We start from the raw sequence: 17333 nt of genomic DNA, 5'->3' as shown, positions 1-17333 counted from the left end.
CATGTGAAATGGTGTTGCGCGTGCATCGGTTTCTTCCCTCGACCGCTGTTGAAGGGCCCGGCATTCGTGCCTGTCTTCAAGTGCAAGGCTGCCCGATTCATTGCCCTGGCTGCGCTGTGCCGTTTACTTGGCCGGAGGACGGCGGTATGACGATGGAGGTTGAACAGCTGGCGGAGCAAATTTTGAATGGGCCTGAAGTAGAGGGAATTACTTTTCTGGGCGGCGAGCCATTCGAGCAGGCGGGTGAATTAGCGCGGCTTGCCCGTATTTTGCGTGCATCTGGCTTGTCAGTCATGACCTTTACCGGTTATTTAGTTGAAAATTTGCGGAGTGCAGGCAGAGCGGATTGGCTGGAGCTGCTTGCTGCCACCGACTTGCTCATTGACGGGCCTTTCGAGCGGGAACGCCTCGATACGAGCAGGCCGTGGGTTGGCTCGGCCAATCAACGCTACCATTTTCTCACTGATCGCTACCTCGACCTCAAAGAAAGTTTAACTGACATTCCAAACCGGCTTGAGGTGCGCATTACGCCTGATGGCAGAGTGATGATCAATGGCTTGGCCGAGCTGAAGGATTTAAGGGCTTTATTGGATCTGTGAGGGGCTCTGCAACAGGCAAATGACGGCATTCATTAAATATGTACAACCTCGTAACGCTTGGATTTCCAAGCGTTTATTTGCGTTCAAAGGCATGAAAGTCTCATCAGGTATTCGCTGTTTCCCATTCCATTATTAAATGATCAAGGTGATAGCTATTTTTTTATATAATCGAGATAATAGTGGTTAGTATAAGGAAGTCCAGAAATAGATCACATCGGAGGCTGTAAGGATGAACCACGTTGAGTTGGAGTGGGCAGAGTCTCATTTTCCACTATATACGGCTGCCAGCATTCAATCGCTGTACAGCACTTCAAATATGCCTATGCACAAAATAAATGAGGAAGCGGCATCGCTGCTTGCCATCGCTAGCGGCAAGGGTGTGCTCACGTTGAACGATCAGACGTTTGAGCTGACGGAGGGCAATCTTATCCTGCTCCCGGCACAAAGCCGTGCCGCGTTAGCTGTTAGCTCGGTGCAGCCGCTTCATGCGTATAAGCTCGTAATTGGCACAATCACGCAGCAGCGTGCTTTGTCCGCAAATACCATTGTACGGAAAAGCGCGGTGGCTGGCGGGCTGAATTTGCATTATATTTCTCATGCTCCAGTCATTGTTTCGCAGATGGAGGAGCTATATATTCATAGGCTGCCTGCACATGAGGTTCGTCATATGCAAAATCAAATTATTTTTCATCAAATATTGCTGCATGTGCTGGAGCAGATGGATGCCAAATATGCAACGGGCGATCAGCCTTCAATGGAGCAAAGCATTGCCTATTTGGAGAATCATTTTAATGAAAAAATAACACGGGAGCAGCTGGCCGCAATGGCAGGTGTCAGCCCGTCCCATTATTCGACCTTGTTTAAGCAGCTTAGCGGCTTTACTCCTAATGAATATTTGTCGCGGCTTCGTGTCAATCGTGCGAAGGAGCTGCTTATTAGCGGCTCTGGCACACTGCGAGAAATTGCGCTTAAGGTAGGCTACCATGATGAGTTTTATTTAAGTCGACGGTTTAAACAGCAGACCGGTGCTGCTCCTTCAGGGTACAGCCGAGACGCGTTACAGCATGTAGCGGTGCTGCTCCACCCCTATGCCAGCCATTTAAGGCTGCTTGGAATTGAGCCTGCCATTGTAATTACGGAAAGCAGTGAATATGTAAGCACCGCCGATTTACAGCTGCCTCATACGATGCGGTTTATTCATGCCGCGAGCTCGCCTGAACAGGTGAAATCAGCATTGCTTGCTGCAAATGTCGAGCTTATTATTGCAGCAAAGCAGCATATGCAGCAAGTTGGATTAAGGACCGAGCAGCTGCGTTCTGTCGCGCCAGTTGTAGAAATTACGTGGATGGATATTGGGTGGAAGGAGCATTTGCGACTTATTGCCCAAGCAGTGCAGCGGGTGAGCGTGGCCGAGCAGTGGCTGGATACGTTTGAGCAAGAGGAACGGGAGGCGCGTGCAATTATCGAGCAGAGCTCTTTTGCAAGCGAGGTGATTACGATATTGGTCATTAAGCCAGAGGGGCTGCTCATATATGGAGCGCGTAATGTAGGGTATGTGCTTTATCAATCGCTAGGCCTGCGACCGCCTGCAAAAATTGCGGAGAATATGGACAAGCTGGGCGAGAAATTTCATTCGGTGCCAATTGAGGCAGCGGAGCTTGCGGACTATGCGGGAGACCGAATCGTCGTCATTGAATTTCCAGATGATAAGGGCTCGACGCTCCATGCGCAGAGTACCTTCGAAACCCCGTATTGGAAGGAGCTTCACGCAGTTCAGCAAAAGAAAGTACATGTGTTGAATAAGGACGAATGGGTACCGTACAATCCCATTTCCATACGTTTGCAGCTTGGGCGTGCGGTAGCCCTATTTATGGGCAACCAATAGTCCAAGCGGTTTCTCAAACAAAAAGCCATGGCTTGGTTCATAGGTGACCTCTATAATGATGAAAGTAAATGCGAATGATTTTCATAATCATAAGGTGAAACGGCTGTCACCGTCTCTGGCGGTGCAGCGCGTTTCAGTCCGAGAAATATAGAGAAAGGATAGAAAAATCATAAGCATTGTTATATTTGAAAAAAAGGGAGAGCGTCATTCTATGAAAAAGCTTTTTATTCCACTTGTTCTTCTGATGGCAGTAGCACTTAGCGCCTGCGGCGGAAATCAAGCGGGCAACGCTGGGACTGCTGGCAACGCAAGCGGCAGCACTAGCAATACTAACGCGTCGGCTGCACCATCTCCATCCGCTGAAACGGAACCCGCAACGTTCATCTACCAATCTGAGGATGGCCCGGTCGAGGTGCCAACACATCCGCAGCGCGTCGTCGTGCTGACAAGATTTTTGACGGGCAATGTGATGGCTCTGGGCGTGCCTTTGGTTGGTGCGGATGAAATGTCCAAGGACAACCCGCGGTTTAAAGAACAGCTCAAGGACGTCGAAGCGGTGTCCGAGGCAAGTGTAGAAAAGGTGCTTGAGCTGCAGCCCGATTTGATTATCGGACTTTCGGATATTCAGAACATTGATAAGTTCAAACAAATTGCACCTACGGTCACTTATACGTACAACAAGGTTGATTTCTTAACACAGCAGCTGGAAGTTGGGAAGCTGTTGAACAAAGAGAAGGAAGCGCAAGCGTGGGTTGATGATTTTTCAGCAAGAACGAAAAAGGCTGGCGAGCAAATTAGAGCGAAAATCGGCGTCGATGTGACGGTATCGGTTATCGAAACGTTCAATAAGCAGCTATATGTGTACGGCTACAACTTTGGTCGCGGCACGGAGCTGCTCTATGGCGATCTGAACCTCGGCATGCCGGAGAAGGTGAAGGAAAGTACGAAAACGGACGGTTATTACGCTGTATCGACAGAGGTGCTGAATGACTTTATGGGCGACTACGTCATTTTTAGCAAAGATGCGGATGAAGACAATTCGTTCCAGGATACGGCTGTCTACAAAAGCGTCCCTGCTGTGGTCAACAATCATGTTTATGAGGTCGATGCGAAAAGCTTTTATTTCAACGATCCACTGAGCTTGGAGTATCAGCTGGAATTTTTCCTGCAAAGCTTTCTCGGACAATAATTCGACCCTGTTGATAAGAGTTGCTTTAGAAAAATAAAATAGCTTCGGCGCGAAAAGCCCTGCTTCATGTGGAAGTTGTCCACTGGAGCAGGGCTTTTGCTGCCTTTATTAATAGCGAAGCCAAATCCTTAAAGCTTCATCCGCAACACTTCCTCCACGATGATTGCGGGATCGGTGAACAGGACGAGATGGTCAGACTGAGGAGCCTCGACAAATGTGCCGCCTGCCAACGAAGCAGCAGTTGCGCGGTGAGCGGCAGTGATAGCTGTCCGTAGTTTTTGCTCCAAGCGTACGGGCTTTGTTCCGGAAATGACGCAAACCTCCAAATCGCCAAGCTCTAAAGGCTTGTCGCGAAGCGCGGCCAAATCATCCGAAAATGTCGTTAGCTCAGCAATCAACATATTGGCGGCTGCAATTGTGAAATCCTCCTTGCGATGCTCTGCTGCGACATCAGCTGGCTGAACGCTGCCGGGGCGGCTGCCAAGGAGGCGGTACAGACCAAGCCGCGCCATTAGCGGAAACAGTACCCGACTCATCGCGAAGCGCTTAGCCGCTGCTTTACGCACTTGATCCAAATGAATGTGAGGGTACAGGGATAATGTTCATAAACACCTCCATTTAGTAAGCCGCTTTGCATGCTTATAGTGGATTGGGCCATCGGTATTAACTGAGCAGCTTCATCTCTTTGGCCTGAGCGACTGCTTTGGTGCGCCGGTTGACCTTGAGCTTGGCGAAAATATTTTTCACATGTACCTTTACTGTGCTCAGGGCGATGATGAGATGGTCGGCAATCTCCTTGTTGGATAAGCCTGCGGCAAGCAGGGTGAGCACCTCCAGCTCGCGCTCCGTAAGCGGCTCCGCGATCATGTCCGGCAGCGGCTGTACAGCGGAATCCTTGCTGCTCTGAGATTCGGGCTGCTCCGGCAAGCTTTGCAGAACACAAATCAATAAACCGTATGATGCCATCGCAAGCAGAACGGGAATACGCTCCGCTGAGAACACGCCGCTTGCCAGCTCATTTTCAAGATAAAGCACGCCGAGCATGGTGCCATGAACAGCAACGGGGATACATATAACCGACTGTGGCCGATGCTTTGCCATATAGGGATTATGAATGAGCCAGCTCTCTTCCGCTTCGGCGTAATGAACCTTCTCCTGTGTCCGCAGCACATAGCGGATAATCCCTTCCGGCAGCAAGGAGCTGTCATTCAGCTCGAAGGGACAGGAGATATTCGGATTATCCAAGGCGGCATACACCTGAACATGAAGGACATCGTGGCTTCCTGTGAGCAAAGCCCCTTTGCTGGCCCCTGCATGCTTCAAGATCGTCCTCATCATTTCGGCAAGCACGGCATCCGTATCGAGCGGGTTAGCGATTGCTTCTGTCGTTTGCAATATAGCAGCAAGATCAAGGCTCTCCGAGGACAGTGCTTCGCTGCTGCGGAAGCTGATTGTGGAGACGGGCTTTTCTTGTTTACTACCGCCTGTCTCTATAGCAGCTGAGTATAAGGACATTTGTGGAGAGGCGGCATCCGCCTGCTGCACATTTTGCTCATGCCGCTGCAAGCTCAGCAATTGCTGCTCTATTTGCTCTGCTTTTACGTATATTTCCCATTGTGTATATCCGTCGAGTGCAGTCTGCAAATAAAATAAAGCGCTTTTGTTCATGGATTTAGCCAAGTAGAAGTTTGCTGCCAGCTCGGCTGCCAGGCTTATTACCTGAATATCGCCCAGCTCTCTGGCTTGGCGCAGCGCCTTATCATAAAGCTCCTCAGCCAAGCTTTGCTCGTTGCAGGCGCGGGCATATTCGGCATGAAGAATATCGGATCGGCCCTGATAATAATCAGGACACCATGTTGCCCATTTTTGATAACGCCTAAGATTGTGCAGCAAGCTTTTTCTTATAGCTCGATGCTTGCGAAGCTCAGGATAGGCTGCAAGGATAGCTAACGATTCATAAAACAGGCATTCTGGCAAATGAGGCAAATGAGTGGCGTAGGCTTCATGCTTCTTCGCTTGGCGAGCCCACCCCATCGCATCCTCATAGCGTCCTAGAAGAAAGCAAAGCTGCGTCTTATAGGTACTGAATTGAAATAAGGTTGTAGCCGCGGTTTCCTCTTGCCTAATTTGCCTTAAAAAATGCTCTTCATCAAATTCAGCTCCGCTGAAGGAGTCCGGTGCAGCCGTACGCCCTTGCAGGGCGAGGAAAAACTGCTGATAGAGGAAAAAGTTTTGACGCACGAATTCATCCTTCGTTGTGTCCAGCACGACCATATAGTCGGCTATTTTGCGGTTCACCTCGCTTAATGGCGCTCTCGCATACAAGGCGTTGATATGGGCACCAATCGCATAGCTGGCAAAGACATAATCTCCGGAGGACATGCCATAGCGCATCGCTTGAGACATGTAGGCCTCGCCCTCACCAGCTTTTCCGGCAAATTGACACAGCACGCCACCGTAAATCGTGTAGGTATTACTTCTAATGGAAGGACTATTATAACGCTCGGACAGCTCAACTCCGATTTTGCCAATCGCATACGCCTTGTCGAATTGCCCCTTGGTATTGCCCAAAATCATCCCGTAGGCCGTATAGACGGCTGCTGATATCGGTGTATTTCCATATTTAAGCGACAGCTGAATGGCCCGGCAAATGAGCTGGAAATATATTTTTTTATCTGTAAAAAAGGTGGAGGGTACTATAGCAAAAATCAAATTCATAGCTGCAATGTAGTCCGGGTCTGTCATTTCCTTAAGCTGCGGCAGCTTGTCGTAGCGGTTGCGCAGCAGTTGCTCGATACGTATGCCTTCGAGCATCAGCATAAAGCTGCCGGGATTAGGATCAATAATAATGTGCAGCTCCCTCAAGCTTTGCAGGCCAAGCGCAGTGCCTTCCGCATACTTGCCCTGATTGATGTGCTGCATAATTCGAATCATAAACACGCGGCTTCGTTCGGCTGAGCCGCGAGCATGGCTGAGCAGCAGCTCAAGATCGCTTTCTGATTGCACATAATTCCCACACATATATTCACATTCCGCCTTCTTGGCGTACAAATCAAAGCAAAGCTCAAAGGAGGAAGCCCAGCCCTCCATGCCAAGCAGCGCTGCTCCCTTGTGAAAGTACCCAGCAGCTACATCAAAGGCAGAGGAGGCTTTAGCGCGTGTGCCTGCCTCCAGATTGAGCTGCGCAAGCTGGAGCCGCTCCTCCAGATCCGTAATTAAGCAAGCTCCTTGGTTCATGTGGTTGACGGCTTCGAAAGCAGGCTCGCCATCTTCCGTGCCGCTATCGTCTCTGCGAGCGGTTTCCGCTTGATGCTGCTGGTTCATAAAACGCCCGATATGGAGATGCAGCGCCTGTCTGGCTGAATCGTCCAGTTGACCGTAAATCAGCTTCTGGATGCTGTCATGGGCAAAGCGGTAAAGCCCATTGTGAACGGGCAAAATGATGCCCTCACCTTCAATGGCTGTCCATTGCAGGGTCAGCGTCTCATTTTCCCGATTCATAACCTTGGCAATGAACGGTGGGGAAAAGGTGCTGCCTATGCAGGCCGCTGTCTTTAGTAGCTGCTGTGCTTCTGGCGTAATTCGGCTCATCCGGTAGGTCATCAGCTCTTGAATGGAAAAGCCCGGCTCGCGTTCAAGCAATTGCTCCCAATCCCACTGCCAGCGATGCTTGTCAGGACTGTAGCTGAGGCTTCCGTCATCCTGCAAACGGAGCAGAATTTGCTTGAAATGAAACGGATTGCCGCCGGATTTGTGGTACAGCAGCTCCGCCAATTCAATCGTGGTGCCGGCGGGGCTGTTAAGCGTCTCCATGACCAAGCGGTTCATATGCGCCATGTCGAGCGGCTCCAAATGGAGATGGCGGACGAACGCCTGCTTGGAAACACTACCGTCCTCTTCGTAGCCGGGAAGCATGCGGACATCGGTTTCCAAATGGCGGTAGGCGCAGATAAACAGTAAATACTGGCATTCTGGATCGCATACCAGCGCATGTATGAGCTGAAGAGAAGAAGCGTGTGCCCATTGTAAATCATCAATAAACAGCACGATGGGATGCTCCTTGGAAGCGAGCGCTTGAACGAATTTGCGAAAAGTATAAATAAACCGTTTATGCGATTCGTGAGGCGGAAGCTCCTCCACAGCGGGTGCTTCTCCAAGCAGTATGGTTGCTTCGGGAATAATCGCAGTTATAATGCCTACGCTCGTCCCCAAAGCTTCTTTCAGCCGCATGCTCCAAAGCTCGGCTTTGTCCTTGTGTTCACCAATCAGGTGGCGAATAAGACCGCGAAAGGCGTGGATGATGGGATAATAGGGGCTTTCATTGGCGAGCTGCTCAAATTTTCCGGTTATGTAAAAAAAGTCGCCTGCTTGCGGCTGCTTGCGGAACATTTCATCCATTAGGCTCGTTTTTCCGATGCCGGCCTCTCCGGATATATACACGATTTCGGTAGAGCCGAAGCAGACCGAATAGAGAGCTTGGGTGAGCTCGGAAAGCTCATATTCTCTGCCGTGAAAGCCGGGCTCTGTTATAAAAGCAGACGGAGAGTCGCCTATTTTATTTAAATCTGCCTGAAGCAGCAGCGCGCTGGAGTAGCGTTTATCCGGATTTTTTTCCAGCAGCTTCATTATAATAGCCTCTAGCCCTTCTGGGTAATTCGTATGCGGATTAGTCATTGGCGGGACGCTTTTCACCAAATGCAGGTATACCCATTCAAGCGGATTGTCTGCTTCAAAAGGAAGACGTCCAGTGAGCATCTCATAAAAAATAACGCCTAGCGAATAAAGATCGCTCCGCTCGTCGATTGCTCGCTGCATCCGGCCGGTATTTTCCGGCGAGCAATAGGGAAGCGTCAGCTCGTTTGCGACCTGCCCGTCAGGTCGTGCATAGCGGCTGTCTGTTCGCCTTACACGCAATCCGGCATCCAGCACGGAAGCTTGATTGTGCTCGGGAAAAACACGAATGCGCTCCGGGCGCAAATCGAGATGAAGCGTATGCTGCTGGTGAAGCTCAGCTACACTTGCAGCAAGAGAGCTTGCTAAAGGCAGAAATTGCGCTGCAGGCATCCCGTCCCATGTTGTTAAATAATTTCTTAAGGACAGATCGAGGACGGGCGAATCCGGCCGCGCAGGGCCGAAAGTATTTTCAAAGTTCATTGCGGACATGACCATACACCTCTAGCGTCAAATTGCTCTTTCATACCTACTATTATAATAAATGGAGGCCTGTTTACGCTCGTTTTAAATGAAAAATACTTCTTTGTAGGTATAGGGTTAGAGCATGGTTTTGCAGTAATTTAAATAGAGAATTGAACAGGAGATAGGCTTGGGAGGGTGTGAATGATGGAGAATGCATTGATTGTTCTGGTTATTATCCCAATTATCGCGATTGCTATTTTTATTAAGGTGTGGTGGGATGGAAATGGTATGAGCTGGAAATTTACCAAGTGGTATTTCGGTATTTTTCTAGTTCTGGCACTAGTGGGCAGCGCCGTGGCTTTTTTTATGAGCTAGAGCCTGTCTTTGAGCTAGCGATCAAGTTCATATAAGGATAGCATCTATTCGTTTATGGGGGATTTCAATGAAGAAATGGAATTGGAACAAGCGCTGGATTGCGCTTTTTCTGACAGCGGTATTATTAATTGAGCTTTCAGCAGTAAGGCCGGCGCAGGCCGCAGGAGCGGCTGTTATGGATCAGGAGAGTGCAAGTTACTCTGGAAATGTGTGGGTAAATGCAGATTATCCGCGTTTTCAAACCTTTACGCCAGCTATAACTGGATATTTAGATGCCATTGAGCTTAGTATTTCTGATATCTATGCAGGCCCCGGTTACCTCAACATTAAGCTTTATAATCAGACAGACCTTGGGGCGCCCCTCGCCTCCGTTCAATTAGCGTCTTTCGGAGCAGGCTGGGTAACGGTGGATTTTTCCGGTACATCGGTTTATTTGTTGAAAGACACTATGTATCGAATGGTTGTTTCTACAGAAAATGCTGGAGTATCCGGATTTGGGTGGAATTTAAGTACTAGTGATACCTATGCAGGAGGCTATTCAACTGCTATCGGCCGTGATTTTGCTTTTAGAACGTATATGGTCGGAGACTATTCGCTCGCTCCAGCCTTGAGCGCTGTTTCGGCTGGTCAATCCAGCTTGATTGCAGATGGTGCAAGCGGAACAACGGTGACGGTACAGTTGAAGGATGCGCAGGGCACGAATCTGACGACGGCTGGAGAAAACGTGACTATTTCGTCTACGCGGGGAACGGTCAGCGGGGTTACAGACAATGGCGATGGCACATATACGGCGACGCTTACGGCTTCGACGACAGCAGGTGCGGCGACGGTGAGCGCGACAGTAGCAGGCCAGCCGGTTGCCTCAACGGCGAGCGTGCAGTTTGTAGCGGGAGCGGCGTCGACGACTACGAGTTTAGTGGAAGTATCGGACGCCTCTCTGACGGCCGATGGCGTAAGTCAGACAACAGTGAGCATCAGGCTGAAGGACATGTATGGCAATGCATTGACGAGCGGAGGAGAGATCGTCACGGCATTGGCGACGGCTGGCACAGTCAGCGCCGTTACGGATAACGGCAACGGCACCTATACGGGGACGCTGACGGCACCGACGACTGTGGGAGCGGGAACGGTCAGCGCAACTGTAGGAGGCCAGGCGCTGGTATCGACAGCGAGCGTGCAGTATGTTGTGGGAGCGGCATCGACGGCGACGAGTACAGTAGAGGCGAGCCCAGCAACGCTGACGGCTGACGGAACTAGCCAATCGACCGTCAGCATTAAGCTAAAGGATGCGCAGGGCAATACGCATACAAGCGGGGGGGCGGCCGTTACGGTATCCGCAACAGCGGGCACAGTGGGCAGCGTGACGGACAATGGCGATGGCACGTATACGGCGACGCTGACCGCTTCGACGACAGTGGGAGCGGCGACCGTCAGCGCGTCAGTAGGAGGCCAAGCGATCGCGTCAACGGCGAGCGTACAATTTATAGCTGGAGCAGCGTCAGCCTCAGCAAGTACGGTAGAGGCGAGCCCGCTTATACTGACGGCTGACGGAGTAAGCCAATCGACCGTCAGCATCAAGCTAAAGGATGCGCAGGGCAATACGCTTACAAGCGGGGGGGCGGCCGTTACGGTATCCGCAACAGCGGGCACAGTGGGCAGCGTGACGGACAATGGCGATGGCACGTATACGGCGATGCTGACAGCCCCGACAACGGTGGGAACCGCGACCGTCAGTGCGACGGTAGGAGGACAGCCGATCACATCGACGGCAGATGTGCAGTATGCAGCAGGAGCGGCATCGACGGCGACGAGTACAGTAGAGGCGAGCCCAGCAACGCTGACGGCTGACGGAACCAGTCAATCGACCGTCAGCATCAAGCTAAAGGATGCGCAGGGCAATACGCTTACAAGCGGTGGAGCGGCTGTCACGGTATCCGCAACAGCGGGCACAGTGAGCAGCGTGACGGACAATGGCGATGGCACGTATACGGCTACGCTGACTGCGTCAACAATGGCGGGCACAGCTATAGTCAGCGCCAGAGTCGGCGGGCAGGCAATAGCGGCAACGGCAAGCGTCTCCTTTGTACCAGGAGCCCCATCCGTTTTAACGAGCAGAATTCAAGCCATGAAGGGTGAACTAACCGCTGACGGAGCAAGCCAAACAACGATTCGTGTAGGGCTGAGCGACGCACGGGAAAACAGCATTAGGACGGGCGGAGCGACGGTAACCATAACTGCTACGCTGGGAACGGTTAGCGCAGTAACGGACAACGGTGACGGCACGTATACAGCAACGTTGACTGCTCCGACAACTTTAGGTAACGCAATTGTGAGTGCAACCGTTAATGGGCAGACGATCCGAATGACAGAGGAAATCGAATTCATTGCCGGGGAGATGAACCCGGCTCAATCGACCGTCACCGCGAGCGCGGCAGTCGTTCGTGCGGATGGCGGAAGCGTTGTGATTTCTGTAAAGCTGATGGATAACTTTAACCATCCGATTGAGGGACAGACGGTGCGACTTCAAGCAAGGGGCGGACATTCCGTCATTACTCAGCCCACTGCTGTGACTGATGCAGCTGGAATTGCCGCCTTCGCCGTGAGCAATACGACCGCAGAGGACGTCATTTATTTTGCCCAGGAGGAGGAAAGCGGGGTTGAACTTGATCAAACAGCTGAGGTGTCGTTCGTCTACGATCAGGTTCCAACGATTACCCTGCTAGCTGATCCGTCAGCAGCAACCTTTGAAACGGTAACCGTTCATGCGACGGTAGCGGCTATCGGTGAATTTAATCAGATCTCCTCCATTAAGTGGGCAGAAGGAAGCCAGTCCATCTCTTATTTTGCAGCGGCTGGTGAGGTCATTTCGAGTGAGTTTACTGTACGGACGAACGGTGTGTATACCGTCTATGCGCTAGATGCTGCGGGAAATGCCGCAGTGACTACGATTCATATTCAAAATATCGTACCTTTAAGCAGCAATGCGGATTTGTCTGAGTGGGAGCTAGAGGGAGCAGGAAGGGAAATAAGCTTCCCATTTGATCCAGCCACTACGAATTATACGGTCCATGTAGACCAGTCGACAGCTGCTTTGAAAATGAAGCTGACCTTATTGGACGCCTATTCCAAAGCTTACGTAAACGGTGCTCAGATTGCGAGCGGAGCTCAAACCGGGGAATATTCGCTTGCAACGGGAAACAATACGTTTGAGGTTCAGGTTGAGGCACAGGATGGCACGATTAAAAAGTATGAGTTGAACGTCATTCGTGCCGTACCTGCTGTTACTGTTCCCAATACGGGAGGAGCCTCGACCACGCCTGTCGCTTCAGCAGATACACCCGTTGCCATTCAAATTAATGAAAAAGACGTTATAGGCGTTGCCCTCCTTAAGCTTGGTACGGATAAAAATAAAACTATCTCTGCCAATTTGGACGCCGCTGCATTCAGCAACGCACTGGGCTCCGCTACTGCTACGGAAAAACAGAACGTCTCCATCTCCATTGCTGCGGAAGCAGATTTAGTTGACATACAGCTATCGGCTGACGCCGTGCAGGCTTTTATCGAATCCGCTTCAATTGTGACGCTTAAGACGTTATACGGGGAGCAGCGTCTGCCTATGGCTGAGCTGTTTAAACAGCGGCAGGTAGGGAGTGCTGCGACGAAACTGCGCATTACGATAGGGATGGAGAAGGGGAATGCTATAGCGAGCCTGCAACAAGAAGCTGAAACAGGCGGCTTTCAACTAATCGGCAGCCCGATTTATTTTAAAGTGGAGGCGATTGGGGCTAGCGGTGTAAACGAGGCTTCCAGCTTCAATCGTTATGTGGAAAGCGTCATTTATCTACCTGCAAATGCAGCCTTCACAGCTACAACGGCTGCCCTGTGGGATGAGAAGCTGGGTCTGCGTCCTGTTCCGACTTCATTTATAGTGAAAAATGGACGGAAATTGGCCGCTATTCGCAGCTTAGCGGGGGGCACCTTTGTACTCATCTCCAAAACGTCCAACTTAACAGATATTGAAAAGCATTGGGCGGCTCCTGAAATCAAAAATATGTACAGCAGAATGATCGTAAACGGTCAGGACGGCAATTTATTTAAACCAGACGCAGCTATTACCCGTGCTGAAATGGCAGCTTTGCTTGCTAGGGCGCTAGGCTTGCCGAACATTGGAGGCCGCACCGACTTCCGCGACGTTAGTGATTTGAGCTGGTACAGTAATGCCGTAGCAGCCGTACAAACCTATGGCCTGATGGACGGCTATACAGATGGAACGTTTCGACCAAATGCGGAGGTTTCCAGACAGGAAGCCATCGTAATGGTTGTTCGGGCGCTAAAGCTGGTTGGTGTGGAGGGCGATTCAACAGAAGCGGCAAAAGTGGATTTATCCGTATATGACGATTATTCAAAAATTGGAAAATGGGCGAAGGAAGCTATGCAGACAGCGATATTAAAAGGCTTGCTGAAGGGCTACGGGAATGAGCTGCAGCCGCAAAAATCACTGACTCGCGCTGAAACGACCGTACTCATTTATCGCATGCTAATGCAAGCGGGGTTCATCCAGTAGAGAGGCGGTGAAAAGGTGAGATCGACCATGAGACCAACTGGAAAGGAGTGATTAAAACGATAGGATGTACAAGGAGGAGCGTTAGGATAGTTACTCCTAAATGGAGATGAATAGGCTAACGCTCCCCCGATTCTCTTCGCGCCAAGACCGCCTTTTTACAAAAACTCTTCCATTAATTCTACGTAAAAAATGCTTCGCAGCGTCTGCATAGATGCTGCGATTTCCCCGATTAGTCTATGAATTCGGCAGGCTTGTCATTAAATTTATAGCCAACGCCGCGAATCGTGCGGATATAATGCGGCTTTGCCGGATTCTTCTCCAATTTTTTTCGCAAATTATAAATATGTACCATGACCGTATGGGTATCTCCCATATGGACATCATCCCAGAGCAGCGAAAAAAGCTGCTCGTTTTTGTATACTCGGTTTGGATTTTTAGCGAGATGGAACAGCAGCTTGAATTCCTTGGCTGATAGGGCAACGGGTTTGTTGTCCACAAGCACAAGGTGGGTGGCGGGATCAATGAGCAATTGATCAAACTTTAATGTTTTGTCGGTTACCTCTTCATGCTTTTGCAGCAAATTGCTTCTTCGGATATGCGCCTTTACTCTGGCGATCAGCTCAATCGGACTAAAAGGCTTCGAGATAAAGTCATCCCCTCCAAGGCCAAGCCCCAGCACCTTATCAATATCCTCGTCCTTGCAGCTAACGAACAAAATCGGCACCGTGCTCGTTTTGCGAATTTCGCTGCAAATTTGAAAGCCGTCCATACCCGGCAGCAGCACATCCAGCAGCACCAGATCAGGAGCGTGCTCCTGCGCCGCTTTAAGCGCATCGACGCCATTGTAGGCAGACAGCGTATGAAACCCTTCCCTTTTCAGAGACATGGTCAGCAATTCATTGATTTCTTGGTCATCATCCACAATTAAAATCGTATTTTTAGAAGACATATGATCGTCATTCTCCTCTTGTATAGCTTGCCAAGCGTAAACGGATGAAGTCGTCCTTCTGCGGCAAAGCAATCGTTTCACGATGAAATATTTACCGTGCCGAAAGTCTCAAAAACGCTCTGCCTTAAGTATCGCATGTTCGCCAAAATAAGTCGATTGGATAAATCAGATTTTAAATGAAATTGAGGTTATCTTGAATTGGAATTGATGGTTTAACATTTTGGGCTATTTTATAATGTAGGGGCAGTAGGACTTGACAGGTATAAAGGTACAGCAAGGTTTAGTTCTGAAGGGAGATAGCCTAGTGAATGTTATTGGGGGAATACGCCGGAAGGGGCTGCTGTGGAAAATCGCATTGCTCGGAATCACGCTGACGATAAGCGGATGCGCCTCGGCGTCGGGACCGGAGCAGGCTCGCGAGCGGGCGCTTAGCAGCTCGCGAGCCGAGGTGGTCATTGGAGCGGTATGGCCATTTGCGCAGCAGAATGATCAATTTCATGAAGGTCTTCAATTGGCGCTTGAGCAAATCAATCAGAAAGGCATTCTGGGCGGGAGGAAAATACAGCTAATGGAAATGGATGACGAAGCCTCTACGACAAAAGGCATGGCGATTGCGCAGCAATTTGCTGATAATCCTGCTGTCAGTGCAGTCATCGGCCATCGTGGTTCTTCCGTCACGGTGCCAGCATCTCGCATTTATGCGCATGCGGGCATTGTGCTGCTGACGCCGGCATCGACATCACCGAAGCTGACTGATGTGAACAGCTCTTATATTTTCCGCAATATTCCTAATGATAATCAGCTTGGACAGGCACTTGCCATGTATGCGGGAGGCACGAAGCACCGCAATATAGCGATTTATTATACGGATGACGAGTATGGAAGAGGACTGGCAAATGCGTTTGAAGATCAGGCATCCCAGTCGGGACTTCACGTCGTTGACCGTCTATCTGGCTATAAGGATACGGCTGATATTATGCGTATTGTCGATAAATGGAAAACACTGGATAGCGATCTTATTATGTTGGCCACGAGGGCAAACGAAGGAATCGCCTTCGTTAAAGCCATTCGCGCCGCTGGCATGACCATCCCCGTTATCGGCGGAGATGCTTTGGATTCAGCGGAATTTGCCCAAGCGGGCGAAGCGGTGCAAGGGACAATTGTAGCTTCGGTTTACCATGAGCTAGGGGCTTCCGAGGTTAATCAAAGCTTCCGGCAGCAGTATATCGAAAAATACGGCAAAGAGCCGGGCAAATGGGCGGCGCAGGCTTACGATTCGCTGAGGCTGCTCGCGGACGGCATCGAGAAAGCGGGCTCCCGCAGCCCGAAAGCGATTTCTGCCGCTTTGTCCGAGCTGAAGGGCTGGGAAGGGGTCACAGGTCAGCATTCCTTCGATGCTCAGGGCGACGTTCAGGGAATGAGCATTGTCATGAAAAAGCTGGAGGGAGGAGCCTTCAAGCGTCTGGAGGAGGTGCTCATTCCGAATCCGTTGTAAGGCGACGCGGCAAGGATGGGCTTAAACATAGGGAGGTAGCGATGAATAATCATGTTTTTCGTAAAGTGGCACTTGAGCGGCTGTCTTCCCCGGAGCAGCTCGACAATTTGGTTCGGGTAACCTCGCCTCGCGGCTGGCTTATGCTCACGGGTGTAGGCTTGCTCATTGTCGCCGCCCTGTATTGGGGGATTTTCGGCACGATGAGTATTAAGGCGGATGGACCTGGTGTGCTCATTCGCCCAGGCGGACTGAAGACCGTTCATGCCTCCGCGGCCGGAGCGATATCCGATATTCGCGTTGTCGAGAACGACACGGTAACGCAGGGCGAGGTCATTGGCCGAATGGAGCAGCCGGAGCTGCTGGAGCAGATCAAGCAGACTAAGCTTGCTATCATGAACCTTGAAGGGGCGACGGCTGAAGATAGGGTGGGACGAGTAGCGGAGCTCAAAAGCCTGAAGCAGCAGCTTGAGCAGCAGCAGCTTAGCTATGAATACAGCACAAGAGTGATAAGCCCATACACGGGCAAAGTGAAGGAGGTTTTGGTCAAGACTGGAAATTACATTGGCGATGGCTCCGATATTATTCGGCTGGAAACGTATGGCGTACAGACGGATGAATTGATTGCCGTGCTGTATGTGCCGGTCAGTCAAGGCAGACAGCTGCTGCCAGGTATGGAGGTGCGCGTCTCGCCAGGCTCGATTAACCGCGAAGAGTTTGGCTCGCTCATTGGCCAAGTCGTATCGGTATCCGAATTTCCAGTAACGGTGCAGGGGATGATGTCTACGCTGGGCAATGAAGGTCTAGTACAGCAGATGGCGTCGCAGGGCGTATCGCTGGAAATTCGCGTCAATCTTTCCCCTAACTCGGAGATGGCAAGCGGCTACAGTTGGACGACGGAGCAGGGTCCGCCCGTTCGACTTAACAGCGGCATGATGGTTGATGGTTCCATCACGGTCAGCTCGCAACGCCCGATTGCGACCGTCATTCCATATTTTAAATAATCAAGAAGGGCGCGGTGAAAAAAGGCGTAGCGGAATGAAAAGTTTGGGCTGGAGAAACGAAGTGTTCGCTTTTAGCCTTGAATTTCCCCGGACACGGGTATATTCATAGAAATTCAAGGCTAATGGCGATCGGAAGCTCA

10 protein-coding genes are annotated in these 17333 nt (G+C 50.7%); 7 read left to right on the top strand and 3 right to left on the bottom strand.

Translation table 11 applies throughout. The features are described from left to right. Window positions 1–8 precede the first annotated feature (8 nt). The 3 genes from V5J77_RS20940 to V5J77_RS20930 all read left to right on the top strand — a co-directional run bounded on the left by V5J77_RS20940 (window position 9) and on the right by V5J77_RS20930 (window position 3673). On the top strand, window positions 9–599 hold the full coding sequence (locus tag V5J77_RS20940) for a 4Fe-4S single cluster domain-containing protein (protein ID WP_338552775.1): 591 nt from the start codon (window positions 9–11) through the stop codon (window positions 597–599). 229 nt (window positions 600–828) lie between these two features. Continuing rightward, the gene (locus V5J77_RS20935; protein WP_338552774.1) at window positions 829–2484 is read left to right on the top strand and encodes a helix-turn-helix domain-containing protein; all 1656 of its coding nucleotides are present in this window, start codon (window positions 829–831) and stop codon (window positions 2482–2484) included. A 211-nt stretch (window positions 2485–2695) separates the two neighbouring features. Then, window positions 2696–3673, top strand: coding sequence for an iron-hydroxamate ABC transporter substrate-binding protein (locus tag V5J77_RS20930; protein ID WP_338552773.1), 978 nt, complete (start codon window positions 2696–2698; stop codon window positions 3671–3673). Window positions 3674–3801: 128 nt separating this feature from the next. Here V5J77_RS20930 and V5J77_RS20925 read toward each other — a convergent pair whose 3' ends face one another. After that, window positions 3802–4209, bottom strand: coding sequence for a hypothetical protein (locus V5J77_RS20925; protein WP_338552772.1), 408 nt, complete (start codon window positions 4207–4209; stop codon window positions 3802–3804). 127 nt (window positions 4210–4336) lie between these two features. Continuing rightward, window positions 4337–8836, bottom strand: a complete 4500-nt coding sequence (locus V5J77_RS20920) for an AAA family ATPase (protein WP_338552771.1) — start codon at window positions 8834–8836, stop codon at window positions 4337–4339. A 174-nt stretch (window positions 8837–9010) separates the two neighbouring features. On the opposite strand from V5J77_RS20920, the gene V5J77_RS20915 reads away from it, so the two are divergent. Together V5J77_RS20915 and V5J77_RS20910 are read left to right on the top strand one after the other, a co-directional pair. Further along, window positions 9011–9184 carry a hypothetical protein gene (locus tag V5J77_RS20915; protein WP_338552769.1) on the top strand — a complete coding sequence of 58 codons (174 nt, stop codon included), beginning with the start codon at window positions 9011–9013 and terminating at the stop codon, window positions 9182–9184. A 67-nt stretch (window positions 9185–9251) separates the two neighbouring features. Next, complete coding sequence (locus tag V5J77_RS20910) at window positions 9252–13748, top strand: invasin domain 3-containing protein (protein WP_338552768.1); 4497 nt, start codon at window positions 9252–9254, stop codon at window positions 13746–13748. A gap of 229 nt (window positions 13749–13977) precedes the next feature. Here the strand turns inward: V5J77_RS20910 and V5J77_RS20905 are convergent, their stop codons facing one another. Next, a complete protein-coding gene (locus V5J77_RS20905; protein ID WP_338552767.1) occupies window positions 13978–14697 on the bottom strand; it encodes a response regulator transcription factor in 720 nt (239 codons plus the stop codon). A 304-nt stretch (window positions 14698–15001) separates the two neighbouring features. Between V5J77_RS20905 and V5J77_RS20900 the strand changes: the two genes are divergently transcribed. Beyond that, the gene (locus V5J77_RS20900) at window positions 15002–16192 is read left to right on the top strand and encodes an ABC transporter substrate-binding protein (RefSeq protein ID WP_338552766.1); all 1191 of its coding nucleotides are present in this window, start codon (window positions 15002–15004) and stop codon (window positions 16190–16192) included. Between the two features lie 41 nt (window positions 16193–16233). Beyond that, window positions 16234–17193 carry an NHLP bacteriocin system secretion protein gene (locus V5J77_RS20895; protein WP_338552765.1) on the top strand — a complete coding sequence of 320 codons (960 nt, stop codon included), beginning with the start codon at window positions 16234–16236 and terminating at the stop codon, window positions 17191–17193. Window positions 17194–17333: the final 140 nt, after the last annotated feature.

Source organism: Paenibacillus sp. KS-LC4, from assembly GCF_036894955.1.
Lineage (GTDB): Bacteria > Bacillota > Bacilli > Paenibacillales > Paenibacillaceae > Pristimantibacillus.
This window is presented reverse-complemented; position numbering and strand designations above follow the sequence as displayed.

What these genes read in the sequence shown, in the direction of transcription:
- V5J77_RS20940 (WP_338552775.1), top strand. Translation starts at nt 9, where the DNA reads ATGGTGTTGCGCGTGCATCGGTTTCTTCCCTCGACCGCTGTTGAAGGG.
- V5J77_RS20935 (WP_338552774.1), top strand. Translation starts at nt 829, where the DNA reads ATGAACCACGTTGAGTTGGAGTGGGCAGAGTCTCATTTTCCACTATAT.
- V5J77_RS20930 (WP_338552773.1), top strand. Translation starts at nt 2,696, where the DNA reads ATGAAAAAGCTTTTTATTCCACTTGTTCTTCTGATGGCAGTAGCACTT.
- V5J77_RS20925 (WP_338552772.1), bottom strand. Translation starts at nt 4,209, where the DNA reads ATGAGTCGGGTACTGTTTCCGCTAATGGCGCGGCTTGGTCTGTACCGC.
- V5J77_RS20920 (WP_338552771.1), bottom strand. Translation starts at nt 8,836, where the DNA reads ATGTCCGCAATGAACTTTGAAAATACTTTCGGCCCTGCGCGGCCGGAT.
- V5J77_RS20915 (WP_338552769.1), top strand. Translation starts at nt 9,011, where the DNA reads ATGATGGAGAATGCATTGATTGTTCTGGTTATTATCCCAATTATCGCG.
- V5J77_RS20910 (WP_338552768.1), top strand. Translation starts at nt 9,252, where the DNA reads ATGAAGAAATGGAATTGGAACAAGCGCTGGATTGCGCTTTTTCTGACA.
- V5J77_RS20905 (WP_338552767.1), bottom strand. Translation starts at nt 14,697, where the DNA reads ATGTCTTCTAAAAATACGATTTTAATTGTGGATGATGACCAAGAAATC.
- V5J77_RS20895 (WP_338552765.1), top strand. Translation starts at nt 16,234, where the DNA reads ATGAATAATCATGTTTTTCGTAAAGTGGCACTTGAGCGGCTGTCTTCC.